At 70.3% G+C, this 24071-nt stretch carries 27 protein-coding genes; 13 read left to right on the plus strand and 14 right to left on the minus strand.

What is annotated here, in order from left to right; genetic code table 11:
• Positions 1 to 62: 62 nt before the first annotated feature.
• On the minus strand, positions 63 to 689 hold the full coding sequence (locus AB0N66_RS35510; protein ID WP_365442854.1) for a YigZ family protein: 627 nt from the start codon (positions 687 to 689) through the stop codon (positions 63 to 65).
• A 308-nt stretch (positions 690 to 997) separates the two neighbouring features.
• Here AB0N66_RS35510 and AB0N66_RS35515 point away from each other — a divergent pair, with 308 nt between their 5' ends.
• Positions 998 to 2989: an amino acid transporter gene (locus AB0N66_RS35515; protein WP_365442856.1), complete on the plus strand. Its 1992-nt coding sequence runs from the start codon at positions 998 to 1000 to the stop codon at positions 2987 to 2989.
• On the opposite strand, the gene AB0N66_RS35520 is transcribed toward AB0N66_RS35515, so the two are convergent.
• Both AB0N66_RS35520 and AB0N66_RS35525 read right to left on the minus strand, forming a co-directional pair.
• Positions 2986 to 3531, minus strand: coding sequence for a histidine phosphatase family protein (locus tag AB0N66_RS35520; protein WP_365442858.1), 546 nt, complete (start codon positions 3529 to 3531; stop codon positions 2986 to 2988). The genes AB0N66_RS35515 and AB0N66_RS35520 overlap by 4 nt on opposite strands.
• Entirely contained in the window at positions 3528 to 4208 is a 681-nt protein-coding gene (locus AB0N66_RS35525) for a hypothetical protein (protein WP_365442860.1), read from the minus strand. The genes AB0N66_RS35520 and AB0N66_RS35525 overlap by 4 nt, the downstream gene beginning before the upstream one ends.
• A 210-nt stretch (positions 4209 to 4418) precedes the next feature.
• Between AB0N66_RS35525 and AB0N66_RS35530 the strand changes: the two genes are divergently transcribed.
• Complete coding sequence (locus AB0N66_RS35530; RefSeq protein ID WP_365442862.1) at positions 4419 to 4826, plus strand: CoA-binding protein; 408 nt, start codon at positions 4419 to 4421, stop codon at positions 4824 to 4826.
• Between the two features lie 65 nt (positions 4827 to 4891).
• On the plus strand, positions 4892 to 5332 hold the full coding sequence (locus AB0N66_RS35535) for a GNAT family N-acetyltransferase (protein ID WP_365442864.1): 441 nt from the start codon (positions 4892 to 4894) through the stop codon (positions 5330 to 5332).
• A 4-nt stretch (positions 5333 to 5336) separates the two neighbouring features.
• Here the strand turns inward: AB0N66_RS35535 and AB0N66_RS35540 are convergent, their stop codons facing one another.
• The gene (locus tag AB0N66_RS35540; RefSeq protein ID WP_365442866.1) at positions 5337 to 5957 is read right to left on the minus strand and encodes an alpha/beta hydrolase; all 621 of its coding nucleotides are present in this window, start codon (positions 5955 to 5957) and stop codon (positions 5337 to 5339) included.
• Between the two features lie 163 nt (positions 5958 to 6120).
• Here AB0N66_RS35540 and AB0N66_RS35545 point away from each other — a divergent pair, with 163 nt between their 5' ends.
• The 3 genes from AB0N66_RS35545 to ppk2 all read left to right on the plus strand — a co-directional run bounded on the left by AB0N66_RS35545 (position 6121) and on the right by ppk2 (position 8482).
• On the plus strand, positions 6121 to 7275 hold the full coding sequence (locus AB0N66_RS35545; RefSeq protein ID WP_365442868.1) for an inorganic phosphate transporter: 1155 nt from the start codon (positions 6121 to 6123) through the stop codon (positions 7273 to 7275).
• An 18-nt stretch (positions 7276 to 7293) separates the two neighbouring features.
• The gene (locus tag AB0N66_RS35550) at positions 7294 to 7527 is read left to right on the plus strand and encodes a hypothetical protein (protein WP_365442870.1); all 234 of its coding nucleotides are present in this window, start codon (positions 7294 to 7296) and stop codon (positions 7525 to 7527) included.
• A 64-nt stretch (positions 7528 to 7591) separates the two neighbouring features.
• Entirely contained in the window at positions 7592 to 8482 is an 891-nt protein-coding gene (ppk2, locus tag AB0N66_RS35555) for a polyphosphate kinase 2 (RefSeq protein ID WP_365442872.1), read from the plus strand.
• A 136-nt stretch (positions 8483 to 8618) separates the two neighbouring features.
• Here the strand turns inward: ppk2 and AB0N66_RS35560 are convergent, their stop codons facing one another.
• Positions 8619 to 8978 (minus strand): metalloregulator ArsR/SmtB family transcription factor, encoded by a 360-nt coding sequence (locus tag AB0N66_RS35560; RefSeq protein ID WP_365442874.1) that lies wholly within the window; start codon positions 8976 to 8978, stop codon positions 8619 to 8621.
• Positions 8979 to 9040: 62 nt separating this feature from the next.
• Between AB0N66_RS35560 and AB0N66_RS35565 the strand changes: the two genes are divergently transcribed.
• Complete coding sequence (locus AB0N66_RS35565; protein WP_365442876.1) at positions 9041 to 10159, plus strand: cation diffusion facilitator family transporter; 1119 nt, start codon at positions 9041 to 9043, stop codon at positions 10157 to 10159.
• A gap of 98 nt (positions 10160 to 10257) precedes the next feature.
• On the opposite strand, the gene AB0N66_RS35570 is transcribed toward AB0N66_RS35565, so the two are convergent.
• On the minus strand, positions 10258 to 10815 hold the full coding sequence (locus tag AB0N66_RS35570) for a YbaK/EbsC family protein (RefSeq protein WP_365442878.1): 558 nt from the start codon (positions 10813 to 10815) through the stop codon (positions 10258 to 10260).
• A gap of 43 nt (positions 10816 to 10858) precedes the next feature.
• Positions 10859 to 11431, minus strand: a complete 573-nt coding sequence (locus AB0N66_RS35575; RefSeq protein WP_365442880.1) for an XRE family transcriptional regulator — start codon at positions 11429 to 11431, stop codon at positions 10859 to 10861.
• 93 nt (positions 11432 to 11524) lie between these two features.
• Between AB0N66_RS35575 and AB0N66_RS35580 the strand changes: the two genes are divergently transcribed.
• A complete protein-coding gene (locus AB0N66_RS35580; protein ID WP_365442882.1) occupies positions 11525 to 12382 on the plus strand; it encodes a DMT family transporter in 858 nt (285 codons plus the stop codon).
• 1 nt (position 12383) lies between these two features.
• Here the strand turns inward: AB0N66_RS35580 and AB0N66_RS35585 are convergent, their stop codons facing one another.
• Positions 12384 to 13214, minus strand: a complete 831-nt coding sequence (locus AB0N66_RS35585) for an acyltransferase (protein ID WP_365442884.1) — start codon at positions 13212 to 13214, stop codon at positions 12384 to 12386.
• Positions 13215 to 13332: 118 nt separating this feature from the next.
• Here AB0N66_RS35585 and AB0N66_RS35590 point away from each other — a divergent pair, with 118 nt between their 5' ends.
• Positions 13333 to 13896 carry a gamma carbonic anhydrase family protein gene (locus AB0N66_RS35590; RefSeq protein WP_365442886.1) on the plus strand — a complete coding sequence of 188 codons (564 nt, stop codon included), beginning with the start codon at positions 13333 to 13335 and terminating at the stop codon, positions 13894 to 13896.
• Positions 13897 to 13925: 29 nt separating this feature from the next.
• On the opposite strand, the gene AB0N66_RS35595 is transcribed toward AB0N66_RS35590, so the two are convergent.
• Both AB0N66_RS35595 and AB0N66_RS35600 read right to left on the minus strand, forming a co-directional pair.
• The gene (locus tag AB0N66_RS35595; protein WP_365442955.1) at positions 13926 to 14591 is read right to left on the minus strand and encodes a DedA family protein; all 666 of its coding nucleotides are present in this window, start codon (positions 14589 to 14591) and stop codon (positions 13926 to 13928) included.
• Between the two features lie 291 nt (positions 14592 to 14882).
• The gene (locus tag AB0N66_RS35600) at positions 14883 to 15335 is read right to left on the minus strand and encodes a DUF4442 domain-containing protein (protein ID WP_365442888.1); all 453 of its coding nucleotides are present in this window, start codon (positions 15333 to 15335) and stop codon (positions 14883 to 14885) included.
• A 190-nt stretch (positions 15336 to 15525) separates the two neighbouring features.
• Here AB0N66_RS35600 and AB0N66_RS35605 point away from each other — a divergent pair, with 190 nt between their 5' ends.
• Positions 15526 to 16566, plus strand: coding sequence for a hypothetical protein (locus AB0N66_RS35605; RefSeq protein ID WP_365442890.1), 1041 nt, complete (start codon positions 15526 to 15528; stop codon positions 16564 to 16566).
• Between the two features lie 232 nt (positions 16567 to 16798).
• A complete protein-coding gene (locus tag AB0N66_RS35610; RefSeq protein ID WP_365442892.1) occupies positions 16799 to 18121 on the plus strand; it encodes an MFS transporter in 1323 nt (440 codons plus the stop codon).
• On the opposite strand, the gene AB0N66_RS35615 is transcribed toward AB0N66_RS35610, so the two are convergent.
• The 3 genes from AB0N66_RS35615 to AB0N66_RS35625 form a co-directional block, all read right to left on the minus strand.
• A complete protein-coding gene (locus AB0N66_RS35615; protein ID WP_365442894.1) occupies positions 18083 to 18976 on the minus strand; it encodes a fused MFS/spermidine synthase in 894 nt (297 codons plus the stop codon). The genes AB0N66_RS35610 and AB0N66_RS35615 overlap by 39 nt on opposite strands.
• Positions 18977 to 19162: 186 nt before the next feature.
• A complete protein-coding gene (gene tuf / locus AB0N66_RS35620) occupies positions 19163 to 20332 on the minus strand; it encodes an elongation factor Tu (protein WP_365442896.1) in 1170 nt (389 codons plus the stop codon).
• 318 nt (positions 20333 to 20650) lie between these two features.
• Positions 20651 to 21373: a DNA alkylation repair protein gene (locus AB0N66_RS35625; RefSeq protein WP_365442897.1), complete on the minus strand. Its 723-nt coding sequence runs from the start codon at positions 21371 to 21373 to the stop codon at positions 20651 to 20653.
• Positions 21374 to 21422: 49 nt separating this feature from the next.
• Between AB0N66_RS35625 and AB0N66_RS35630 the strand changes: the two genes are divergently transcribed.
• Positions 21423 to 22241: a TVP38/TMEM64 family protein gene (locus AB0N66_RS35630; RefSeq protein WP_365442899.1), complete on the plus strand. Its 819-nt coding sequence runs from the start codon at positions 21423 to 21425 to the stop codon at positions 22239 to 22241.
• 62 nt (positions 22242 to 22303) lie between these two features.
• Here the strand turns inward: AB0N66_RS35630 and AB0N66_RS35635 are convergent, their stop codons facing one another.
• Positions 22304 to 23473, minus strand: coding sequence for a thiolase family protein (locus AB0N66_RS35635; protein ID WP_365442901.1), 1170 nt, complete (start codon positions 23471 to 23473; stop codon positions 22304 to 22306).
• A 102-nt stretch (positions 23474 to 23575) separates the two neighbouring features.
• Here AB0N66_RS35635 and AB0N66_RS35640 point away from each other — a divergent pair, with 102 nt between their 5' ends.
• Complete coding sequence (locus AB0N66_RS35640; RefSeq protein WP_365442903.1) at positions 23576 to 24037, plus strand: helix-turn-helix domain-containing protein; 462 nt, start codon at positions 23576 to 23578, stop codon at positions 24035 to 24037.
• The last annotated feature ends 34 nt before the right edge of the window (positions 24038 to 24071 follow it).

Below are 24071 nucleotides of genomic sequence, written 5' to 3' on the forward strand. Positions count from 1 at the left end.
GTCGGACATCACGGGCGGCTACTCCCGTATCGGCCCTCACGGCCGACGGCGACACAGCCGAGTCACGCGTCCCCGTACGCCTCTCCGCCGAGTTCCAACCCGGCTGTCCCGGCGGTGACATCGGCCAGCCACGCCCGGAACGACTCCACGTCCGCGTCCGGTAGCCCGATCTCGATCGTGACCGCCTCGTCGTAGCGAACGTCACGCACCTGGCGCCCGGTCGACAGCAGATCGTGTCGCACCTTGCCGGCCCGCTGGTGGTCGACCGTCACCGTGGCCAGCCGGAACCTCCGGCGCGTGAGGGTCCCCAGGGTGTCCAACGCCTCGCCAACCGAGCCGCCGTACGCCCTGATCAGTCCGCCCGCGCCGAGCTTGACGCCTCCGTAGTAGCGGGTGACGACGGCGACGACGTACCGCATGTCGCGGCGCAGCAGCATCTGGAGCATGGGGACGCCCGCGGTGCCGCCCGGTTCGCCGTCGTCGCTCGCCTTCTGGACGGCGGCGTCGGCTCCGATGACGTACGCGAAGCAGTTGTGGGTGGCGTCGGCGTGCTCCTTGCGGACACCGGCGATGAAGTCCTGGGCCTCCCGCTCGGTGGCGGCCGGGGCGAGGGCGCACAGGAAACGGGAGCGGTTGACCTCGGTCTCGTGCACGCCCGCGCGGGCCACTGTGCGGTACTCGTCCTGCATCACGCCAGCGTATGTGCCCCCGCGCGCGTGGAGCACCGATCGGCCTCCTGCAGGCCGTTCCCCCGTACGCGGTAGGTGCTCCACGCACGCGTGGGGCATCCGGTTGCCCTCTAGCAGGCCCGTTCCCGCACGTGGTACGTGCCCCGCGCGCGCGTGGAGCACGCCGCCGTCCCGCACGGTCGCCCCCGGCGAACGTGTGCGCGAGGAGGTGGTGGATACTCGCTCGTCGTTGCCGAAAGGCCCAGGCCGGGGCAACAGTTCGACCGACGCCGGATCGCCGGCCCGACCGATCGCAGGGAGATCGCAGCATGACCGGCACCCAGGTGGAGAGCTCCGACGCGGACGCGCCCGACCATCCCGAGCCCTCCGCTGCCACACCCCGCTGGCGGGCGTGGCTCCTGGAGGGCCTGAGCGAGCAGTCGGCCCGCCACCCGGGCCCGCACGCCACCCCGGACGCCGAGCACCAGGGCCACAGGTGGTGGCGCGTGATGTGTCTCACCGGCGTGGACTACTTCTCCACGCTCGGCTACCAGCCGGGTATCGCCGCGCTCGCGGCCGGACTGCTCTCCCCGCTCGCGACGCTCGTGCTGATCGCGCTGACCCTGCTCGGCGCGCTGCCGGTGTACCGCCGTGTCGCGCACGAGAGCCCGCACGGCGAGGGTTCGATCGCGATGCTGGAGCGGCTGCTGCCCTGGTGGTCGGGGAAGATCTTCGTCCTTGTGCTGCTCGGGTTCGCGGCCACCGACTTCATGATCACCATCACGCTGTCGGCGGCGGACGCCTCCGCACACGTCGTGGAAAATCCTTTCGCTCCGCACTGGATGCACGGCGGGAACGTCTGGATCACGCTTGTCCTGGTCGCCGCGCTGGGTGCGGTCTTCCTGAAGGGCTTCAAGGAGGCCATCGGCATAGCCGTGGTGCTCGTGACGGCGTACCTCGCACTTAATGTCGTCGTCCTGGCCACCTCCGCCTGGGAGGTACTGAGCAACCCGGTCAAGATCGGTGACTGGACGGACATGATGACGGCCGAGCACTCCTCACCGATCGCGATGGTCGGCGTGGCGCTGCTCGTCTTCCCGAAGCTGGCGCTCGGCATGTCCGGCTTCGAGACGGGCGTCGCGGTGATGCCTCAGGTGAAGGGCGACGCGACGGACACGTACGAGAAGCCGACGGGCCGGATCCGCGAAACCCGCAAGCTGCTCACCACGGCCGCCGTGATCATGAGCGGCTTCCTGCTGCTGTCCAGTCTGGCGACGACGATCCTGATCCCCCAGGACGAGTTCGAGAGCGGCGGATCGGCGAACGGCCGCGCGCTCGCGTATCTCGCGCACGAGCACCTGGGTGAGGCCTTCGGCACGGTCTACGACATCTCGACCATCGCGATCCTCTGGTTCGCGGGTGCCTCGGCGCTCGCCGGGCTCCTCAACCTCGTACCGCGCTATCTGCCGCGCTACGGCATGGCTCCGGAGTGGTCCCGCGCCGTGCGTCCGCTGGTCCTGGTCTTCATGGCGGCCGCGGTCTTCATCACGCTGTGGTTCAACGCGAATGTCGACGACCAGAGCGGCGCGTACGCCACGGGTGTGCTGGTCCTGATGCTGTCCGCGTCGTTCGCCTCCACGGTCGCCGTGCACAAGCGGGGCCGGCGGGGCCCCGCGATCGGCTTCGGCGCGATCACCGCGGTGTTCGCGTACACGCTGGTCACCAATGTCATCGAGCGGCCCGACGGCATCAAGATCGCGGGAATCTTCATCCTCGCGATCCTGGTCACCTCGTTCGCCTCCCGTGTGCACCGCGCCTTCGAACTGCGCGCCGCCGCAGTCACGTTCGACGAGGCCGCCGCCCGGTTCATAGACGAGGCCGCGGTCAGCGGACCGCTCCAGCTCATCGCCAACGAGCCGGACGAGCACAGCTACCGGGAGTACCGCGCCAAGGAGCGCAGCCAGCGTGAGCACACCCGTATCCCCGACGATCGTCCGGTGCTCTTCCTGGAGGTCTTCGTCACCGACTCCTCGGACTTCACCGCCGACCTCGCCGTGCACGGCGAGGAGAAGCACGGCGTACGCAGGCTGCGCGTCCGGGGCGCGACTGTGCCCAACACCATCGCGGCCGTCCTGATGCAGCTGCGCGAGCGCACCGGCTCGGTCCCCAACGCGTACTTCAACTGGACCGAGGGCAACCCCCTGAGCCACCTCGTACGCTTCCTCGTCTTCGGCGACGGCGAGGTCGCCCCGGTCACCCGCGAGGTACTCCGCCGCGCCGAACCGGACCCGGAGCGCAGGCCCCGGATTCACGTGGGTTAACCCTGCTTCTTGCCCCTGGGCACGATCATGTCCGTCAACAACGCGGTGCCGGGGGCGAGTTCGTCCCAGCCGACGCCGTGCCAGGCGAGGATCGCGACGGCCGAGGTCGGGAACTTCGTCTGTACGTCGTCCAGCGCGTCGCCGAGGCTGTCGCCGGCCAGTTCGAGCACCAGGTCCTCCAGGCCGGGGTTGTGGCCGATCAACAACAACGTCAGTACCTGATCCGGGACTTCGGACACCGCTTCCAGCAACTCCGGTACGTCGGCGCCGTACAACCGCTGGTCCAGTCGTACGGGAGGCGGGGTGCCCCACTGCTCGGCGGCCAACTCCCAGGTCTGCCGGGCCCGTACGGCCGTCGAGCACAGTGCGAGGTCCGGCAGCCAGTCGTCCTCGGCGAGGGCGCGTCCGGCGGCCGGGGCGTCGCGGCGGCCGCGCGGTGCGAGGGGGCGTTCGTGGTCGGCCACGCCCGTGAGCCAGGAGGACTTGGCGTGCCGCAGGACGACGAGTCTGCGCAGCGGTCCTGCCCCGGCACGGGCGATCACAGCACCGACCCGATGTCGCGGGTGAGTTCGAGCCCGAGGAGACGGTCCGCGAAGGCGTACGTCTCGAAGCGGGCGCCGTCCGGCATGTCCTCGGCGCTCTCCACGCGCCGCAGCACATCGAGTACGGCGGGCACGTCGAGGTCGTCCTCCCACGCGGCCCGCAGTTCCTGCCGTACGGCTTCGGGGACGGGCTTGGACGGACGGGTCGCCCAGGTGGCGACCGCCTTCCGCCAGCGCGCCAGCGTCTCGCGAGCGCCTTCGAGGTCGGCGACGGTGAGGTCGACGGGCTCCCGGCGCGGGGTCGCGAGCAGGATCATGCGCAGCAGTGCCGGATCGGCCGTGCCGGTGACCGGCGCGACCTCGACCCGGATGCCGTCCGTGACGGTGTCGCCCGGCGCGAGGACGTGAAGGGCCGTGCCCGCGCCGGCCGTACCCGCCTCGGCGCGGCGGATGCCGAGCGCGTCGGCGCGTGCCCGGAGGTCCCCGGGCGGGTCGGCCGCGGTGACGGTGGGTGTCCCACCGATCTCCAGGGCCCGGGCGAGCACATCGGCGACCAGCAGCACTCGCAGCGCGGATGTGTCGGCCCCCGACAGATGCACCTGGACGCGGGCCAGCACCCGTCGGGCGGGGACGGCATCGGTGGACTCGCCTGTTCGAACATCGGTGATACGCAGCACGGAGTGAGCGTAGGCGGCCGGAGGGCCGCGCGCAGGGAGGTGGGACCATTCCGGACAGCACCGGGGGCGCGGCCACGGTCCCCACAGGGACACCCGCTCACCCGACCGGAACCCGGAGCACATCGGGAATCGCCGGGCGGCCCGGGCTGTTGCCCGGCACAGGGGCCCCTTCGCGGGAGGGGCGAGACGCCCGGCCAGAGGAGACAAGCCATGTACGGCGACGACGAGACGGCTCGCAGGATCCTCCAGGACCTTGGTGACACCTGGGCGGTTGTGGGCCTCTCCACCAACCGGCGCCGCGCCGCGTACGGCGTCGCCGAGGTCCTCCAGCGCCACGGCAAGCGCGTCGTGCCGGTCCATCCGAAGGCGGAAACGGTTCTCGGCGAACAGGGCTACGCCTCGCTCGATGACATCCCTTTCGACGTCGATGTCGTGGACGTCTTCGTCAACAGCAACCTCGCGGGCCCCATCGCCGACGGGGCCACCCGCATCGGCGCCAAGGCGGTCTGGTTCCAGCTGGACGTCATCGACGAGGAGGCCTACGACCGGACGCGTGCGGCGGGCCTGGACATGGTCATGGACCGCTGCCCGGCGATCGAGTACGGCCGGCTGCGCTGACCCCCAACTCCCCTGAGCGGCGAAAACAGTTGACACCTCTTGCTGATCACGGGTTCCCTGCTCCGGTGTCCACCCTTCGTATCGAGCAGCCGGACGACGAGGCCCGTCTCAAGGACTGGCAGCACGTCCACAATGTGATCGTCCCGCCCGCCGCCATGTCCTTCGACGACGTACGGGACCGTGCCCGGCGCTATCACCTTGAGGTCGCGTACCTCGGCGACGTCCTGGTCGGCTGCACGACGGTGCGCCCGCCCGCGGACGACACCGCCACCGCCACGGTGATCGCCCGTGTGCTCGCCGAGCACCGGGGGCGGGGGTTCGGCGAGGAGCTCTACGCACGTGGCCTTGAGCAGGCGCGCCAGCGGGGTGCCGAGGTGATCGAGACCGTCGTCCTGGCCTCCAACGCCGACGGCCTGCGGTTCGCGCGGAAGCACGGCTTCGTGGAGATCGAGCGGTATGTGCTGCCCGGAGACACTGTCCAATGGATCGACCTGCGCCTGACCTGAGCTGTCAGTGGTCCTGGTCGAGAAACGCGGTGACGGTCTCCGTGAAGCGGCGGGGGTCGTCGAGCCACGGAAAGTGACCGGCTCCCGGCAGGACGGCCGATTCCGCCTCGCGGAACAGCTCCGCGATCTCGTCGGCGACACGGGGAAGCGGCCCGCTGTCCAGTTCGCCCGCGAGGACCAGGACCCGTGCCTCCCAACCGGTGACGACGGCGCGGGCGCCGACCGGGTCGAAGGCGTCAGGAGACGCGTACAGGTCCGCGGCCTCTTCGTTGGACTGCTCGACGTCGGTCGCGGCGTGCGCCCGGGCTGCCTTGTCCCACCGGCCGTAGAAGAACGGGGCGACAGAGTCCCAGTCGGCGTCGACCGCGGAGCCGGCCCGGATCCGCTCGTAGGATTTGTTCGCATCCGCGAACCACGGCTCGTCCTTGCGCAGGGCGGCCGCCTCCCGGCGGTGCTTCTCGGTGAAGTCGACGCCCAGGGCGCGCGCACGTGCGGTGACGAGCGTGAGGGTACCGAGGTAGGCGGAGGCGCGCATCGGGCCACCGGGCAGGCAGAGCAGCGGCTCACCGTCACCCATGACGTGAGAGGCGAGTTCGGTGCCGTCGGGAGCGGTGAAGGCGGGCATGCCGCCATCCTGCTGACCGTGTGACGATCATGGCAAGCAACCGGCTCGGCGACCGCCGACCTGGGCCGATGCGACCGCAAACAAATGTTGACCTTTGCTCCGCCTTACGCGGGCTTTGCCTGAGGTTAGCCGGGTGTACAACTGCGATTGCTTCCATCGAAGGATGGACCACATCACGTTCCTCGTGGCGGTCGTCATCGTCACGGCGCTGGCATTCGACTTCACCAACGGCTTCCATGACACGGCGAACGCGATGGCCACGTCCATCGCCACCGGTGCGCTCAAACCGAGAACAGCGGTCCTTATCAGCGGCGTCCTGAACATCGCCGGAGCGTTCCTCTCCACCGAGGTCGCCAAGACGATCTCGGGCGGCATCGTGGACGACACCCTGGTCACGCCGGGCATGATCTTCGCGGGCCTGGTCGGGGCGATTCTGTGGAATCTGATGACCTGGCTCGTCGGGCTTCCCTCCAGTTCCACGCACGCCCTGTTCGGCGGACTGATCGGGGCGGTATGGGTCGGCGCGGGCGAGAAGGGCGTGCATTTCGACATGGTCGTCTCGAAGATCCTCATCCCGGCCGTGGCCTCGCCCCTCGTGGCGGGCATCGCAGCCCTGCTGGCCACCTACTTCGCGTACAAGATCACCGCACGGGCCCGCAAGAAGTCGGTGACCGAGGGATTCCGGCTAGGTCAGATCGCCTCGGCCTCGCTGGTCTCGCTGGCGCACGGCACCAATGACGCGCAGAAGACGATGGGCGTGATCACACTGACCCTGATCTCGGCCGGGGCGCTGGGCCACAACGCCGGTCCCCCGGTGTGGGTGATCGCCTCGGCCGGTCTGGCCATCGGGCTCGGCACCTACATCGGCGGCTGGCGGATCATCCGCACCATGGGCAAGGGCCTCACCGACATCCAGTCGCCGCAGGGCTTCGCGGCCGAGGCCGCCTCCACGACTGTGATCCTCACCTCGGCCCACCTGGGTTTCGCCCTCTCCACCACACAGGTCTGCTCGGGCGGCATCCTCGGCGCCGGTCTGGGCAGGCGCCTGGCCGAGGTCCGCTGGGGCGTCGCGGGCCGCATGGTGATCGCCTGGCTGGTCACCCTGCCCGCCGCCGCGCTGGTCGGCGGAGTCTCCGCGAGCGTGGTGAAGCACGGCGGGAACCTCGGCACCGTGGTGATCGCCCTCGTCGCCCTGGCCGTCGCCGCGGTCATCGTGATCGCCTCGCGCCGCAACCCGGTGAGCGCCAACAACGTGAACGACGCCCACGACGTCACCATCCGCAGCGCGACGCCGACAGATGTCGGCACGGCCGCCTGACCAAGGGGAGTTCTGGACATGCATATCGACTGGAGCGCACTCGGCGAGGTTGCCGCGGTGAGTACGGGAGTGACCGTCGCAGTGGTCGTCGTATTCGCCCTCGGCGTGCTGGGCCTCGCCCGGGTCGAGGCCGCACACGAGGGCGACGGCGGCGGCGACACCCTGGCGTTCGCCCAGGCCGGCCTCTGCTTCCTGGCCTGCGCGGCCGTGGTGGCGTACGGAATCTATCTGATCGTGCCGCAGTTCCACTGATGTCGGACACTGGCACTGGCGCCGGCACACGAACAGTCACGAACCGGGAGAAGGGAAGGCTGACATGACGCCACTGATGGCGGGGATGCGGGTCGACTACAGCGACCACGACGACCCCGTACTGATCCGCCCTGACGGCAGCCCGGTCGATACCTGGCGCGAGAACTACCCCTACCCGCAGCGCATGGAGCGCAAGGAGTACGACTGGCACAAGCGCCTCCAGCAGATAGAACTGCTGAAGCTGCAGAGCTGGATAAAGGAGTCGGGGCGACGGCTCGTCATCGTCTTCGAAGGACGGGACGCGGCCGGCAAGGGCGGCACGATCAAGCGGTTCACCGAGCACCTGAATCCGCGTGGTGCACGGGTCGTGGCACTTGAGAAGCCGACCGAGCGCGAGCGCGGGCAGTGGTACTTCCAGCGGTACGTGGAGCATCTGCCGACCGCGGGCGAGATAGTGATGTTCGACCGGTCCTGGTACAACCGCGCCGGCGTCGAGCGTGTCATGGGCTTCGCCACGGACGACGAGTACCGGCGCTTCATGCGGCAGGCGCCCGCGTTCGAGCGGATGCTGGTCGACGACGGTGTGGACCTGATCAAGTTCTGGTTCTCGGTCTCGCAGGGCGAGCAGCGCACCCGTTTCACGATCCGCCAGGTCGACCCTGTACGGCAGTGGAAGCTGAGTCCCATGGACCTGGCCTCGCTGGACCGCTGGGACGACTACACCGCCGCCAAGGTCGCCATGTTCCGCGAGACGGACACCGAACAGGCGCCCTGGACCGTGGTGAAGAGCAACGACAAGAAGCGGGCCCGCGTCGAGGCCATGCGCAGCGTCCTCGCCCGCTTCGACTACACCGGCAAGGACGAGGAAGTCGTCGGCAGCCCCGACCCGAGCGTCGTGGGCGAGGCGGCGAACCTGCTGGAGGAGGGCGAGGACGACACCGCCCACATCTTCTGAGGCGTACGGCGATCCGGTCGATGCGCTGTCGGTTGACGCGCACGCCGATTCGGTCTTCGCGCTGCCAGTTGACGCTCACGGCAACCCGGTTGTCTCGCTGTCAGTTGACTCGTACGCCGACCCGGTCGTCGCGCTCTCAGTCGTGAGCCGGGCTGTCGTTGAGGCGGTGGTCGGCCAGGCTCAGCGCCTCATCGACCACCCGGCGCAGATGGCCGTCGCCGAGTGAGTAGATCACTCGGCGGCCTTCCTTGCGGGTGTTCACGAGCCCGGCGAGACGGAGCCGGGCCAGGTGCTGGCTGACGGCGGGACGCGCGGCCCCACATGCCTCCGTGAGCGTGGTGACATCGGCCTCTCCACCGGTCAGGGCGTGCAGCAGGGCGAGGCGAGTGCGATCACCCAGCAGGGCGAGGAGTTCCGCCGCGAGCGCGAACTGTTCCTCGTCAGGGGTGCGCGGGTGCGCATCATGTGTAGGTGATAGGTGCGTGCGTGCGCTCATACGCACATAATGGCTCCGTGGACAATCCCGCGTCCACTCCCGCACACCGGAGAGGGACCCACGTGAGCGACGAGCACACCCACGGACACGATCACGGTCACGGTCACGACCAGGGCCACACGCACGGCCAAGCTCACACCCACGGCCACGGCCAGGACCGTGCCCAGGGCCGCGCCCACACCCACCCCCACGCCCCCCGCCTCGCGCACCGCCTGAGCCACCTCCTCACCCCCCACTCCCACGAAGCCGCCGACAAACTCGACCCGGCCCTGGAGTCGTCGGCCCGAGGCATGCGGGCGCTGTGGATCTCCCTCGTCGTCCTCGGCGCAACTGCCGTGACGCAGGCGGTCGTTGTCGTGCTCTCGGGGTCGGTCGCGCTGCTCGGCGACACGGTGCACAACGCGGCCGACGCCCTCACCGCCGTACCGCTCGGGATCGCCTTCGTGCTGGGCCGCCGCGCGGCGACGCGACGCTTCACCTACGGCTACGGCCGGGCGGAGGACCTAGCGGGCATCGTGATCGTGCTGACGATCGCCGCGTCCGCCGCCTTCGCGGCCTGGACGGCGGTCGACCGACTGCTGAACCCCCGGCCGATCCACCACATCCCGGTCGTCGCCTTCGCCGCGGTCATCGGCTTCCTCGGCAACGAGTGGGTCGCCCGCCACCGCATCCGCGTCGGCCGCGAGATCGGCTCCGCCGCGCTGGTGGCGGACGGACTCCACGCCCGTACGGACGGATTCACCTCACTGGCCGTGCTGGTGGGCGCGGGAGGCGCGGCACTCGGCTGGCAACTCGCGGACCCGCTGGTGGGGTTGGCGATCACGGCCGCGATTCTGCTGGTGCTGCGGGACGCCGCACGCGAGGTGTTCCGGCGCGTGATGGACGCGGTCGACCCGGCCATTGTCGACCGGGCCGAGGAGGCGCTGCGCGAGGTGCCGGGTGTGCGCGGGGTGGGTGAGCTGCGGCTGCGCTGGATCGGGCACCGGCTGCGCGCCGAGGTGGCGGTCGTGGTCGACGGCGAGGTGACCGTGCGCCGGGCCCACGACATCGCCGTAGCGGCCGAACACGCCCTGCTGCACGCCGTACCGAAGCTCACCGCTGCCCTGGTCCACGCCGATCCGACCCCGGCGCCGGGCGAGAGCGACCCGCATCTGACGCTGGCGCATCACGGCATCGCCTGACCCACCGTCAGGCGACACCGAGCCCTCCGACATCACCACACTCGGCAGCCTCGCCCGCCGCCTGGCACTCGCGCACCGCGACACCGCCTGACCCACCGTCAGGCGACGCCCAGCCCCTCCAGCACCACCACATTGGGCAGCTCCGCGAACGCCCTCCCCGGCACCAGCAGCTTTCCGCGCCGCCGCCCGCTCCCCACCAGCACATACGGCAGCGCGACCACCGCCGGGTCCACCAACACCGGCCAGTCGCCGGGGAGTCCGATGGGTGTGATGCCGCCGTACTCCATGCCGGTCTCCCCGGTCGCGATGTCCATCGGCGCGAACGAGGCCTTGCGGGCGCCGAGTTGGCGCCGGACCGCGCCGTTGACATCGACGCGGGTCGCGGAGAGGACGACACACGCGGCGAGCGTGGTCTCGCCGCCGCGCTTGCCCGCGACGACCACGCAGTTGGCGGACTGGTCGAGCAGTTCCTTGCCGTAGTGCTCGACGAAGGTCGCGGTGTCGGCCCATTCGGGGTCCGTGTCGACGTAGACGATCTGGTCGGCGGGGATGCCACCGCGCCAGTCGCGTACGGCGTCGGCGACCGGGCCGATGAGTTCGCCGAGGCAGTCGGGGGCGGGCGTGGCGTGGTCGAAGTGTCCGATCGGTGCGCGCATGACGGCACGCTAACAGCCGCGCGTACACCCTCGGTCAGGTGTCTCAGTGCACGCCCGGCACCGACACGGTCATGATCATTTCCACCGGTGCGTCACTGTCATTGCCGTACGTGTGAGGAGTGTTGGCCTCGAAGGAGGCGCTGGCGCCCGCCGGCACGCGGTGCTCGACGCCGTCGACCGTGAGGGTCAGCTCGCCCGCCGTGACGTGGATGAGTTCGACCGTGCCGGTGGGGTGCGGGTCCGAGGGACTGCCCTCGCCGGGCATCAGCCGCCAGTCCCACATCTCCAGCGGTCCCGGCGCCTCGGTGCCCGCGAGGAGCCGGTTGTAACTGCCGGCGTCGGTGTGCCACAGCCGTACGGCCTGATCGGCCGGGACGATCCGGACCTTGGGCCCCTGCTCGTAGTCGAGGAGGGTCGTGATGCTGATGCCGAGTGCGTCACCGATCTTGACGACGGTGCCGAGGCTGGGGTTGGTCCTGGCCTGCTCGATCTGAATGAGCATGCCGCGGCTGACTCCGGCACGGGCGGCGAGCGCGTCCAGGGTGAAGCCGCGCTCGCTGCGCCAGCGCTTGACGTTGCGCGCCAGGGACTGGGTCAGCAGGTCGAGGTCCGACACATTCCGTCCAATATTTTGGATGACATAGTTTAATTCATTGCACTATCGTGTGGTGCACCAGATTGTTCACCAAACTGTACTGCGAGGCGCCCCATGACAGCACTCTTCGCCCTGGCCACCAGCCTCCTGTGGGGCATGGCCGACTTCGGCGGAGGGCTGCTGACCCGACGTATGCCTGCCCTCACGGTGGTCGTCGCCTCACAGACGATCGCGGTCGCCGTCCTCGGCGTGGTCGTGGTCGCCACCGGCGGCTGGAGCGAGGCAGGCCCCCAGTTGTGGTTCGCGGTGGCCGCGGGTCTGGTCGGTCCGGTCGCGATGTTCTCCTTCTACAAGGCGCTGGCGCTCGGCCCGATGGGCGTCGTCTCCCCGCTCGGCTCGCTGGGTGTCGCCGTGCCGGTCGGCGTGGGCCTCGTCCTGGGCGAGCGTCCGGGGCTGCTCCAGTTCGCGGGCATCGCGGTCGCCTTCGTCGGGGTCGTGCTCGCGGGTGGGCCGCAGCTGAAGGGCGCTCCCGTCCAACGGCAGGCCGTCCTGCTCACCCTCCTCGCCGCCTTCGGATTCGGCGCGGTGATGTCGCTGATCGCGGAGGCCTCGACGAATCTCACCGGCCTCTTCCTCGCCCTCTTCGTACAGCGCGTGACCAATGTGGCGGCGGGCGGCACGGCCCTCTGCATCTCGGTGAAGCGCGGCGCAAAGGCGCTCCCCGAGGGCGGTTTCCCCTGGGGCCTGCTCCCCGCGCTCGCGTTCGTCGGTCTCGCCGATGTGGCGGCCAACGGCACCTACTCGATCGCCGCCCAGCACGGCCCGGTCACCGTCGCCGCCGTCCTCGCCTCGCTGTATCCGGTGGTCACGGCCCTGGCCGCGCGCGGCATCCTCAGCGAACGGCTGCGCGGAGTCCAGGCGGCGGGCGCGGGCCTCGCCCTGGTCGGCACGGTCCTGCTGGCGACGGGCTGAGTCAGGTCTCGGAGCGTACGTCCCCGGGCGCGCTCCGAGCATCGAGGTCCAGCTCCGCCAGGCGCTCAGTCGTCTCCTCGTCCAGCTCCGCCAGACGCGCCGCCGTCTCCTCATCGAGCCCCGACAGCGCCGACAACTGCGCCGGCGTCACCCCGTCGGGAATCGGCACCGGCGCCGGCGTCCGCAACGGCGGCTGCCACCCGCCCACCGGATCCCAGCGCCGTACGACCCGAGCGGGCGCCCCCGCCACAACGGCGTGGTCCGGCACCTCACCTCGCACCACCGCACCGGCCGCCACCACCACGTTCCGCCCGATCCGCGCGCCGGGAAGGATCACCGCCCCGGTCCCGATCCAGCAGCCGGACCCGATCTCCACCGGCTCCATCCGCGGCCACTGCTTCCCGATGGGCACATGCGGATCGTCGTACGAGTGGTTCGTGGACGTGACGTACACATACGGCCCGAAGTAGCAGTCGCTGCCGATGGTGACCGTCGTGTCGGCGATGACATGGCTGCCGCGGCCGAGCACGACACCGTCGCCGATGCGCAGGATCGGGTCGGGTCCGAGGTCGAGGTCGGGCATCAGTCCGGCGGTCAGTGTGACCTGTTCGCCGACGATGCAGTGCGAGCCGAGGTGGATCCAGGGCTCACCGAAGACCGTGCCGAGCGGGAAGGCAAGTCTGGTACTCGTTCCCATCGCGCCGAAGCGGAGCCGCCCCGGGTGTTCGGCCGTGATCGCACCCGTGCGCTGCACCCAGGCCCAGCCCGCGTGGACGGCACGCTGCGCGAGGCCGCGCCGCCATGAGGAGAACGTGTTCCTGTTCGTGGGCACCCGCTCACGGTACTCAGCACGCAGTGCGCCGAAGAGGCCGTACGGCTGTGATCTTCGCCCCACCGGGTCCCGCACCGATGGCATACGGTGCCGGTGAATCGACCAGAAGGAGACGGTGATGACGCAGCGGGCGCTGATCGCGGGGATCGGCGGCAAGGATCCGAAGGTGGACCCGAAGGCGTTCGCGGCGCCGACGTCCGTGGTGATCGGCGAGGTGACCCTGCACGCGGGGGCGAGCGTCTGGTACGGCGCGGTGCTGCGCGCCGAAGTAGGTCCGATCGTCATCGGCGCCGACAGCAACGTCCAGGACAACTGCACGCTCCACGTCGACCCGGGCTTCCCCGTCACCGTCGGCGAGCGCGTCTCGGTCGGGCACAACGCGGTGATCCACGGTGCCACTGTCGAGGACGACTGCCTGATCGGGATGGGCGCGACGGTACTCAACGGCGCGGTGATCGGCGCCGGTTCACTGGTCGCCGCTCAGGCGCTGGTGCCGCAGGGCATGCGCGTACCCCCGGGCTCGCTGGTCGCCGGCGTACCGGCCAAGGTCAGGCGGGAGCTGACCGCCGAGGAGCGCGAGGGCATCTCACTGAACGGCACGCTGTACGTCGAGCTGGCGAAGGCGCACCGCGCGGTGCACGAGGACGCCGACGCCGACGCCGACGCCGACGCGGAGAAGTGACCGACTCCGGTCTGGTCTGGTCTGATGAGTCAGTCGGTGGCGGGCGCCGGTACAGCCGGCGCCTCGGCGACCTCGGCCGCCTCGTGCTGAGCCGCCGCCTTCTTCGCCTTGCGGCGCACGACCAGCATCGAGGCGAGCCCGATGAGCACCGCGGCGACAAGACCGACGTAGGAGAAGCGCTTGAGCCAGTCCTCGGCGACCACGCCCACGTAGTAGATGACGGCGGTGGTGCCGCCGGCCCAGATGATCCCGCCGAGGACGTTGGCGATCAGGAACTTCCAGTACGGCATCTTCAGCACGCCCGCGAGCGGGCCCGCGAAGATCCGCAGCAGGGCGATGAAACGGCCGAAGAAGACGGCCCACATGCCCCACTTCTCGAAGGACCGCTCGGCCGTCGCGATATGCGCCTCGCCGAAATGCCTGGGGAACTTGGCGCCCAGCCAGGTAAGGAGTGGCCGTCCGCCCTTGCGGCCGATGGCGTAGCCGATCGAGTCGCCGACGATCGCTCCCACGGTGGCGCACGCCCCGAGAATGACCGGGTTGATCCCGTCGTGCTGCGAGGAGAGCAGCGCCGCGGAGACGAGGATGATCTCGCCGGGCAGTGGGACGCCCAGGCTCTCCAGGCCGATGACCAGCCCCACCAGCGCGTAGATGGCGATCGCGGGCACCGTCTCGAGCCATTCCTGGACGTGCAACGCCGGTTCCTCCCGTTTCGCCCGCCCTGCGTTCGAAGCGAGCAGTGAGTGCACGCCGGGCAGCGTCTCTGATTGGCTTCGCGAGCCTAACTGTTGCTCAGGGAGGGGAGCGAATCGCCTCCGACGGCGGCGAGGGCGGTGAGCCCGCCGAACAGGCGACCCATGACGCGCTCACCTCCGCGGTCGTCCACAGCCGCGGGTCCCGTGACGAAGCCCCACCCACAGGGGGCGGCGCCCGGTGCCGACGCCCGGACAGCGACGCGGGTCGCCGGCGACCGGGCGGTGGTGGGTTCAGTTGTTCGGGCGCAATGTCCAGACAACCGTCATCTCGCCGGTCACCGCACCGTCCCCGCGCTGGATGGCGACGGCAACGGGGAACTCGGGGCGCTGACCGGCGTCGAGTTCGGCGACGACATCGACGGCGGGGCGGCCGAGCGTCGCGGTGGCCGTGACGGGCCCCATCGCGAGCTTCTTGTACGCGATCTCGGCGCTGACGGCGAGCGGCACGGCGCGCGACAACTGGTCCCCGAACGCGGCGAGGACGATCGCCCCGCTCGCCGACTCCCCCAGCGTGAACATCGCTCCGGCGTGCGGGCCGCCGACGTGGTTGTGGTACTCGTCCTGGTCCGGCAGGGCCACTACGGCCTTCTCCGGCGTGGTCTCCACGAACTCGAGGTTCAGGGTCCGGGCCATCGGCACGGTGGCGGCGAGCATCTCGCCGATCGACATCTGGTCTGCGCTCATCCCAATATGTTACCCACGAGTAGCAACTCTTGACCAGCACCCTGCACAGTCGAAGTATCGTTACGCCGCCCGCGCGGCCAGGGCAGCAACCGTCCGCCCCTCTGACATCCCGTCAGGCCTCTGATCCGGTACATGTCTGACGAGACGCAGTGACCGAAACGTGTCACAGGCGGCACTAAGGTGACTCCCCATGTGGCCAGGACAGCAGCCGCCCGGGGGCGAGCAGAACCCGCAGGACCAGAACCCGTACCAGCAGCCGGGGTACCAGCAGCCGAATCCGTACCAACAGCCGGGATATCAGCAGACGGGGTATCCACAGCCCAACCCGCATGGACAGCAGCCGGGGCAGCAGCAGTGGGGAGTTCCCACGGACCCGCTCGGGGCACCACAAGCACCCGGCGGCACGGGTGGCGGAGGCGGTGGAGGGAACAAGACCAAGATCACGGCGATAGTCGCGGCGTCCGCCGTCGTGATAGCGGCCGGTGTCACCGGCTTCCTCGTTCTCGGCGGCGACAAGGACGACACCGCGGGCCCCGATCCGTCCAAGTCCCCCTCGGCGTCCGCCTCCACGTCGCCGAGCGCGAGCGGCGGTGACGACAACCCGCGGGGCGACGACGAGGAGAAGGCGACGGTCGCGGGCTGGAAGGTCGTCGTCAACCCCAAGTGGGGCACGGCTTTCGACGTACCGGCGGACTGGGAGGTCCAGACTCCCGGTACGTTCATCGGCTTCGAGGACGACAAGAAGGGCGACGGTTCCGTACTGATCGGCATGTCCGCTCCCGCGTTCCTCCAGGAGAAGTGGTGCTCGTACGACTCCGACAAGGACGGCTACGAGGAGGAGTCGGCGCTGGCCGCCGTGGGCACCAAGGGACAGAGCGGCGCCAAGAACACCGACGACGTCGCACAGAACGACTCGGCCTGGTGGGTCTTCGGGGGCTACACGGACCAGAAGGACGCCTCGAAGAAGCTGCTCACGATCGGCAAGCCGAAGGCGTACACGACGACTTCGGGCATCAAGGGCAGCGTCGTGACGACGTACTCGTCCGGCGTCCCCAAGAAGGACAAGTGCGACACCGACGGCAAGGCGACCACCTTCGCTTTCAAGAACTCGGCCGACGACTTCGTGTCCTGGACCTTCTACGGAGCCAAGGGTGTGTCCGAGGAGGTCTCGGACGCGACCGTCCAGAAGATCCTCGGCACGGTACGGCTGCACGGCGAGCCGACGGGGTGAGTCGGGGACGGCGGGAGCGGTGAACCTGGACCGAGTTCACCGAGTTCACCGCGCTCACCGTGTCGACGTACCGACGTACCGACGTACCGACGTACCCACACGGTGAGTCGCGGACCGCGCGGAGCAATGTGCCGCGCGGCCGTGCACAAGGCCCCTGACCTGCGTCCCCTCCCCTCCTGCCCCCGGGGCAAATGGTTTGGCAAGTCGAACCCGGGACGGGGATAGTCACCCGGTGACCTCTGCCGCCGACTCCCCCTCCCCCGGACGCACGCGCCGCCCTTCCTGGGCCGGCCGGAACTACACCCTGCTGACCGCCGCCGCCGTCGCCACCAACCTGGGCAGCCAGGGCGCCCTGATCGCCTCGGCGTTCGCGGTGCTCGACATCGGCGGCGACGGCGGTGACGTGGGGCTGGTGGCTGCGGCGCGGACGTTGCCGCTGGTGCTCTTCCTGCTGATCGGTGGCGCGGTGGCGGACCGGTTGCCGCGCCACCGGGTGATGGTGGCGGCCAACACCCTCAACTGCGTCTCGCAGGCGGCGTTCGCGACGCTGGTCATCGCCGGTGAACCGCGGCTGTGGCAGATGATGATGCTGAGCGCGCTCGGCGGCACGGGGCAGGCGTTCTTCAACCCGGCGGCGGAGGGCATGCTGATGTCCTCGGTCAGCGGGCCCCAGGCGAGCCGTGCCTTCGCGATGTTCCGGATGGCGATGCACGGTGCCGGCCTTGGCGGCGCGGCCCTCGGCGGGGCGATGGTGGCCGCGATCGGGCCCGGCTGGGTGCTGGCCGTGGACGCGGTGGCGTTCGCGGTCGCGGGGTCGCTGCGCGCCTTCCTCGACGTCAGCCACATTCCGGCGCGCGAACCCGGCGGCGGTCTGCTCTCCGATCTCCGCGACGGCTGGCGGGAGTTCAGCGGACGGCCGTGGCTGTGGACGATCGTCGCGCAGTTCTCCGTGGTCGTCGCGGTCGTCGGCGCCGCAGAGGCGGTCTACGGTCCGCTCGTCGCCCGGGACAGCCTCGGCGGGGCGGGCCCGTGGGGGCTCGCCCTCGGCGCGTTCGGCCTCGGCACCGTCGGCGGCGCACTTCTGATGACCCGCTGGAAACCGCGCCGCCTCCTGCTCGCCGGCACCCTCTGCGTCTTCCCCCTCGCCGCCCCGTCCGCCGCGCTCGCGGTGCCCCTGCCGGTCGGCTGGCTGTGCGCGGTGATGCTCGTCAGCGGTCTGTCCATCGAGGTGTTCGGGGTCTCGTGGATGACCGCGCTGCACCAGGAGATCCCCGAGGACAAGCTCTCGCGTGTCTCCGCCTACGACTGGTTCGGCTCGATCGCGATGGTTCCGCTGGCAACGGCCCTGGCGGGCCCAGCGGAAGTGGCCTTCGGCCGTACGGCCGCCCTGTGTGGCTGCGCGATCCTCGTCGTCGTGGTCACGGCGGCGGTGCTGTGCGTCCCCGACGTACGGAATCTGACGCGGCGGACGAAAGCGGTGGCACGGGGAGCGTCCACGCCGGACCGCGTCCCGGGGTCAGCCGATGCTGAAGGCGCCGTCGGGCGGCTCGGGTGAGGGGACCGCGTCCTCGTCCCGTACGGGCTTCGCGCCGCCGATGAACTTCCGCAGTGCGGCGCCGTGTTCGACCCGCGCCGGGAAGGCGTCGGAGGCGGTCCGGCGGGCGAGGGTGGCCGTGTCGAGGGGGCGGCGGGAGGCCACGAGCACCGCGTTGCCGAAGCGGCGGCCGCGCCGGACGCCGGGTTCCGCGATCAGCGCCAGCTCCTCGAAAACCGTGGCGAACGTGGCCAGTTGGGAGCGCAGGAAGGCGAAGGGCGCGGCGTCGGCGAGGTTCGCGAGGTAGACGCCGTCGGCGCGAAGGACCCGCTCGGCCGCCCGCGCGTACGCGACGGAGGTCAGATGCGCCGGGACGCGGGAGCCGCCGAAGACGTCCGCGATCACGATGTCGGCTGAGTCGGGTGCGGCGGCCTCGATCCAGGTGCGGGCGTCCGCGCCGTGCAGCGCGATGGCCGCGTCGTCGGACACAGGCAGGTACTCGACGACCAGGGAGAGCAGACCTCCGTCGGCCTCCACCACGTCCTGCCGCGACCCGGGCCGGGTCGCGGCGACATAGCGCGGCAGGGTGAGCGCGCCCCCGCCGAGGTGCAGCACGTCCAGCGCCCGCCCCTGCTCCGCGACCGTGTCCACCACATGCCCGAGCCGGCGCGCGTACTCGAACTCCAGATGCGTCGGCGCGTCCAGATCGACATACGACTGCGGCGCCCCGTCCACCGTCAGCAGCCACGCCCGCTTCCGGTCGACATCCGGCATCAGCTTGGCGATCCCGTGATCCACGTCCCGCGTCACGGGTATCGGCTCGTCGTCCACGGGTCCATTGTGCGGCCATCCCCCATCAGCTCCGGCCGGAACCATCCAGCCCGTCCGGCGTTTGAGGACGAGGCCATCCAGGCCGAAAGCGGGGGTCTGGGGGCGGCAGCCTCCAGGTACGGGACGGGTAGGGGCGGAGGGGGCGAAAACTGCCCGCCCCCAGCTCCAGCTCGGTGGAGGGGGTGCGGGTGCCCACCCTGCCCAGGCAGGCACCCGCACCCCACACAGCCGTCAGCCGACCGACGTCACCGTCCCCGCACCAACGGTCCGACCCCCCTCACGGATCGCGAAGCCCAGCCCGGGCTCCAGCGGAACGTCCCGCCCGAGCTCCACCGCCATCGTGACGGTGTCACCGGGCCGGGCGACAGCCGTCTCCCCGAGGTCGACATCGCCGACCACGTCCGCGGTACGGATATAGAACTGCGGCCGGTACCCGGTGGTCACAGGCGTCGTACGCCCGCCCTCCCGCGCCGACAGGACGTACACCTGCGCCGAGAACCGACGGCTGGGTACGACACTGCCGGGCGCGGCGACGATGTGCCCGCGCCGGACGGCGTCGCGCGGCACCCCGCGCAGCAGCAGCGCCACGTTGTCCCCGGCCTGCGCCTCCTCCATCGGCTTGCCGAAGGTCTCGAGGCCGGTGACCACCGTGTCGACGGCGGCGCCGAGCACTTCGATACGGTCGCCGACCCGGATCGTGCCGCGCTCGACCGCCCCGGTGACGACGGTCCCGCGCCCGGTGATCGTGAGCACGTTCTCGACCGGCAACAGGAACGGCGCGTCCAGGTACCGCTCCGGAATGGGTACGTACGTGTCCACCGCGTCGAGCAGCGCGTCGATCGACGCCGTCCAACGAGGGTCCCCCTCAAGGGCCTTGAGACCGGACACCCGTACGACCGGTACGGAGTCTCCCCCGTACCCGTGCGCCGAGAGCAGTTCGCGGACCTCCAGCTCGACGAGGTCCGTGAGCTCCTCGTCACCCGCGTCGGCCTTGTTCAGGGCGACGACGATGTGGTCTACGCCCACCTGGCGGGCGAGCAGCACGTGCTCGGCGGTCTGGGGCATGATCCCGTCGAGCGCGGAGACGACGAGGATCGCCCCGTCGAGCTGGGCCGCGCCCGTGACCATGTTCTTGATGTAGTCGGCGTGGCCCGGCATGTCGACGTGCGCGTAGTGCCGGGTGTCGGTCTCGTACTCGACGTGCGCGATGTTGATGGTGATGCCGCGCGCGGCCTCCTCCGGCGCCCGGTCGATCCGGTCGAACGGGACGAAGGTGCCGGAGCCGCGGTCGGCGAGAACCTTGGTGATGGCGGCGGTCAGGGTGGTCTTGCCGTGGTCGACGTGACCCATGGTGCCGATGTTCAGGTGCGGCTTGGTCCGCACGTAAGCCGTCTTGGGCATGGCTGTACCTCGAAGCCTCTTCAGTGTCAGCGGAGCTGAGTGATGGCCCCGGCGCGTACGGGCCGGGACGGGGACCCCAAGGACTTGCCGACCCTCCCCCTGCGGGGTCCGCCGGACGATCCGGGAAGGGTCAGCTTCGGGCGCCGTCGGCGGCGGCCACGATGATCGGGACGGCAGCCTTCGGCGCATCCGCGACTGCGGATGCTGCGAGGAGGAAGGCGTACCGGAACATGAGGAGATCTTCGCCGACGCGTCTGCCCACGTCGAATGGTTTTTCGCACCCCGAGTCGGATGTGTCCCCCGGTGCGCCAGGAGACTTCAGGGGCCGATGTTCTTCAGGGCCTCACGCACGGACAGTGGCGCGAACCGCCCGCGCTCCCGGGCCACGAAGTCCCGTACCGCCTGTGGATCCGTCTTCGCGTATTCGCGCAGACACCAGCCGATCGCCTTACGGATGAAGAAATCGGGGTGTCCGGCCTGGCGGACGCAGTACCCGAAGAGGCGTTCGGTGTCGGTGGCGTCCTTGTAGCGGAGCTGGTGGAGCAGGGCCGTACGCGCGACCCACAGGTCGTCGTCCTCGATCCACGCGTCCATGTCGGTCTTCAGCCCCGGGTCGGCGGCCACCAGGCCTCCCACCACGTGGGAGGCGAGTGCGTCGACGGTGTCCCACCAGGAGACCGTGGAGACGAGGTGCCGTGCCACCGGCAGGAAGTCGGAGGACAGGCGCTGCACATGGCGGTGCAGGTAGTCGACGGCGAAGTACTGGTACTCGCGCTCCGGCAGCGTCCAGCAGCGGAGGGCGACCGCGACACAGTCCGCCTCGTCGGGACGTGCGGTATTCAGGAGGACGGTCCGCGACAGGACGCGGCGCTCGGGTGTGGTCAGGCCGAGGAAGGGCGCGATGTCCTTCATGTACGCGCGCATCGACTGGGCCCGTTGCGGATCGGCGGCCGCGGCGTACGTGACCGTGAGCCGTTCCAACAGGGTGTCCGCCAGGACGCTGTTCGGCACCTCTGACGTTCCGGAAGCTGTGACGCCCATGAGACGAACCATACGGCGATCACACATCCATGTCGGCTAGTGTCACCGGATGCTCGATGCCACCACCCATTCTGGGGGCACCGCCACGGCCACTCCCCCGGCCGCCGCCACGGAGTTCGCCGTAGCGAAGGAACTCGCCATCGCCTCGGAGTTCGCCGTCGGCACACCCACAGGTCTGACCGGCAGACCCACCAGCCTGACCGCCCGCTGCACGAGAGCCCTGCTCTCGCCCTGGTCGCGGCTCTCCCTGCTGGCGGTGCTGCTCGCAGGGGCCGCGTCGAGCGTGCTGCTGTTCGAACCACAGCGGATGCTCTCCGACGGCTGGCCGCCACAGCTCAACGGCGCGGCGGCGATCGTGGCCTTCGCGGTGGCGTACGGGCTGGTCACGGTCGCGTTCGTGCCACGACCACTGCTGAGCCTCGCGGCGGGCGCTCTCTTCGGCTCCCAACTGGGCCTCGCCGCCTCTGTCGGGGGCAGTGTGCTCGGCGCCGGACTGGCCTTCGGGCTCGGTCGGCTTCTCGGACAGGACGCGCTGCGTCCACTGCTGCGCGGCCGCTGGCTGAAGGCGGCGGACGGGCAGCTGAGCCGCCACGGCTTCCGCTCGATGATGGCGGCCCGGCTGTTCCCGGGCATCCCGTTCTGGGCGGCCAACTACTGCGCGGCCGTCTCCCGCATGGGCTGGCTGCCGTTCCTCCTCGCGACGGCGCTCGGCATCATCCCGAACACCGCCGCGTACGTCGTCGCCGGCGCTCAGGCCTCGGCACCGACATCGCCCGCCTTCCTCATCGCGATGGCCTTCATCGCCGTACCGGCCCTCGCCGGAGTTGTGGTGGCCTGGCGCAAGCGCCACCAGCTGCGCGGCCGCTGAGGCACCGCCGCGACCCGGCGACCCCGCGGCAACAAGTCCAACTGCGGCCGCCCGAGGCGGCGTTACACAGCCTCCAGGACCATCGCGTTGGCAAGTCCGCCCGCCTCGCACATCGTCTGCAGCGCGTAGCGCGCTCCATGGGCACGCATCGCGTGGACGAGGGTGGTCGTCAGACGCGTTCCGCTCGCGCCGAGGGGGTGGCCGATCGCGATCGCTCCGCCGTGCACGTTGACCTTGGCCAGGTCGGCGCCCGTCTCCTGCTGCCAGGCGAGGACGACAGTCGCGAAGGCCTCGTTCACCTCGAAGAGGTCGATGTCGTCGAGGGTCAGGCCCGCCCTGCGGAGCACCTTCTCGGTGGCCGGGATGACGCCGGTGAGCATCAGCAACGGGTCGGATCCGGTGACGGCGAAGCTGTGCAGGCGGGCGATCGGGCGCAGGCCGAGGCGGGCGGCGGTCTCGCTCGACGTGATGAGCACGGCCGACGCCCCGTCGTTGACGGGGCTCGCGTTGCCCGCGGTGACCGACCAGTCGATCTGCGGGAAGCGCTCGCCGAAGCCGGGGTCGTAGAAGGCGGGCTTGAGCCCGGCGAGTATCTCCGTGGTGCCGGCGGGCCGGACGCACTCGTCGTGGGCCACCCCCTCCAGGGGCGCGACCTCGGCGTCGAACAGACCCTTGTCCCAGGCCGCGGCCGCCTTCCGGTGCGAGCCGACCGCGAACGCGTCCATCCGCTCGCGCGAGATGCCCCACTTGGCGGCGATGAGTTCGGCACTGATGCCCTGCGGCACGAGGCCCTCCGGGTAGCGCTCGGCGACCCCGGGTCCGAAGGGATCCTTGCCCGCCGGCACGTTCGACCACATGGGTACGCGGCTCATCGACTCCACGCCGCAGGCGACGACCATGTCGTACGCGCCCGACATGACGCCTTGCGCGGCGAAGTGCACGGCTTGCTGCGAGGAGCCGCACTGGCGGTCCACCGTGGTCGCGGGAACCGTGTCGGGGAAGCCGGCCGAGAGTACGGCGTACCGCGTGGTGTTCATGGCCTGCTCGCCGACCTGGTCGACGGTCCCGCCGATGACGTCGTCGATCAGCGCCGGGTCCACTCCGGAGCGCTCCACGAGGGTGCGCAGTGTGTGGGCGAGGAGTTCCACGGGGTGGACGTGGGCGAGGGAGCCGTTCGGCTTGCCCTTGCCGACGGGGGTGCGTACGGCTTCGACGATCACGGCATCACGCATGGCTGATCTCCAAACTCACAGAGTTTGCATTCCAAACCCACAAGGTGACCCAAGAGTAACTCAGTGGGTTGGAACAACCAACCCACCCGGTAGACTGGTCGCATGAAGGACGCCCGCCCCTGCTCGATCGCCGCCACGCTCGCCCTCGTCGGCGAGAAGTACTCCCTGCTGGTGCTGCGCGAGGTAGTGCTCGGCGCCACCCGCTTCGACCAGCTGGTCCGCAACATCGGCGCCCCGCGCGACGTACTGACCGCCCGCCTGAAACGGCTGGTCGACGTCGGCGTGCTGGAGAAGGTCGAGTACAGCGACCGCCCCAAGCGCTACGAGTACCGGCCCACGCAGGCCGGGCTGGAGCTGGAGCCCGTCCTGTTCACGCTCATGGCGTGGGGCGACCGGCACCTCCAGGAGGACGGCTTCCGGCCCATGGTGCTGGAGCACACCTGCGGCAGTGAACTGGTCCCACAGGTCGTCTGCAGGGACTGCGGCAAGGAAGTCGAACACGGCGACCTGACGGCACACCCGCAGGCCCCGGGCTGGACGGCGACCGGGCCCGCGGCGGCGTAGCGGACGACTACCGCGAAGCGCCGGGCCACCCGGG

It is taken from the genome of Streptomyces sp. NPDC093544, from assembly GCF_040683495.1.
Lineage (GTDB): Bacteria > Actinomycetota > Actinomycetes > Streptomycetales > Streptomycetaceae > Streptomyces.

Coding starts and splice junctions, on each gene's coding strand:
- AB0N66_RS35510 (WP_365442854.1), bottom strand. CDS start 689: ATGCAGGACGAGTACCGCACAGTGGCCCGCGCGGGCGTGCACGAGACC.
- AB0N66_RS35515 (WP_365442856.1), top strand. CDS start 998: ATGACCGGCACCCAGGTGGAGAGCTCCGACGCGGACGCGCCCGACCAT.
- AB0N66_RS35530 (WP_365442862.1), top strand. CDS start 4,419: ATGTACGGCGACGACGAGACGGCTCGCAGGATCCTCCAGGACCTTGGT.
- AB0N66_RS35540 (WP_365442866.1), bottom strand. CDS start 5,957: ATGCCCGCCTTCACCGCTCCCGACGGCACCGAACTCGCCTCTCACGTC.
- AB0N66_RS35545 (WP_365442868.1), top strand. CDS start 6,121: ATGGACCACATCACGTTCCTCGTGGCGGTCGTCATCGTCACGGCGCTG.
- AB0N66_RS35550 (WP_365442870.1), top strand. CDS start 7,294: ATGCATATCGACTGGAGCGCACTCGGCGAGGTTGCCGCGGTGAGTACG.
- ppk2 (WP_365442872.1), top strand. CDS start 7,592: ATGACGCCACTGATGGCGGGGATGCGGGTCGACTACAGCGACCACGAC.
- AB0N66_RS35560 (WP_365442874.1), bottom strand. CDS start 8,978: ATGAGCGCACGCACGCACCTATCACCTACACATGATGCGCACCCGCGC.
- AB0N66_RS35570 (WP_365442878.1), bottom strand. CDS start 10,815: ATGCGCGCACCGATCGGACACTTCGACCACGCCACGCCCGCCCCCGAC.
- AB0N66_RS35580 (WP_365442882.1), top strand. CDS start 11,525: ATGACAGCACTCTTCGCCCTGGCCACCAGCCTCCTGTGGGGCATGGCC.
- AB0N66_RS35590 (WP_365442886.1), top strand. CDS start 13,333: ATGACGCAGCGGGCGCTGATCGCGGGGATCGGCGGCAAGGATCCGAAG.
- AB0N66_RS35600 (WP_365442888.1), bottom strand. CDS start 15,335: ATGAGCGCAGACCAGATGTCGATCGGCGAGATGCTCGCCGCCACCGTG.
- AB0N66_RS35605 (WP_365442890.1), top strand. CDS start 15,526: ATGTGGCCAGGACAGCAGCCGCCCGGGGGCGAGCAGAACCCGCAGGAC.
- AB0N66_RS35615 (WP_365442894.1), bottom strand. CDS start 18,976: ATGGTTCCGGCCGGAGCTGATGGGGGATGGCCGCACAATGGACCCGTG.
- tuf (WP_365442896.1), bottom strand. CDS start 20,332: ATGCCCAAGACGGCTTACGTGCGGACCAAGCCGCACCTGAACATCGGC.
- AB0N66_RS35625 (WP_365442897.1), bottom strand. CDS start 21,373: ATGGGCGTCACAGCTTCCGGAACGTCAGAGGTGCCGAACAGCGTCCTG.
- AB0N66_RS35630 (WP_365442899.1), top strand. CDS start 21,423: ATGCTCGATGCCACCACCCATTCTGGGGGCACCGCCACGGCCACTCCC.
- AB0N66_RS35635 (WP_365442901.1), bottom strand. CDS start 23,473: ATGCGTGATGCCGTGATCGTCGAAGCCGTACGCACCCCCGTCGGCAAG.
- AB0N66_RS35640 (WP_365442903.1), top strand. CDS start 23,576: ATGAAGGACGCCCGCCCCTGCTCGATCGCCGCCACGCTCGCCCTCGTC.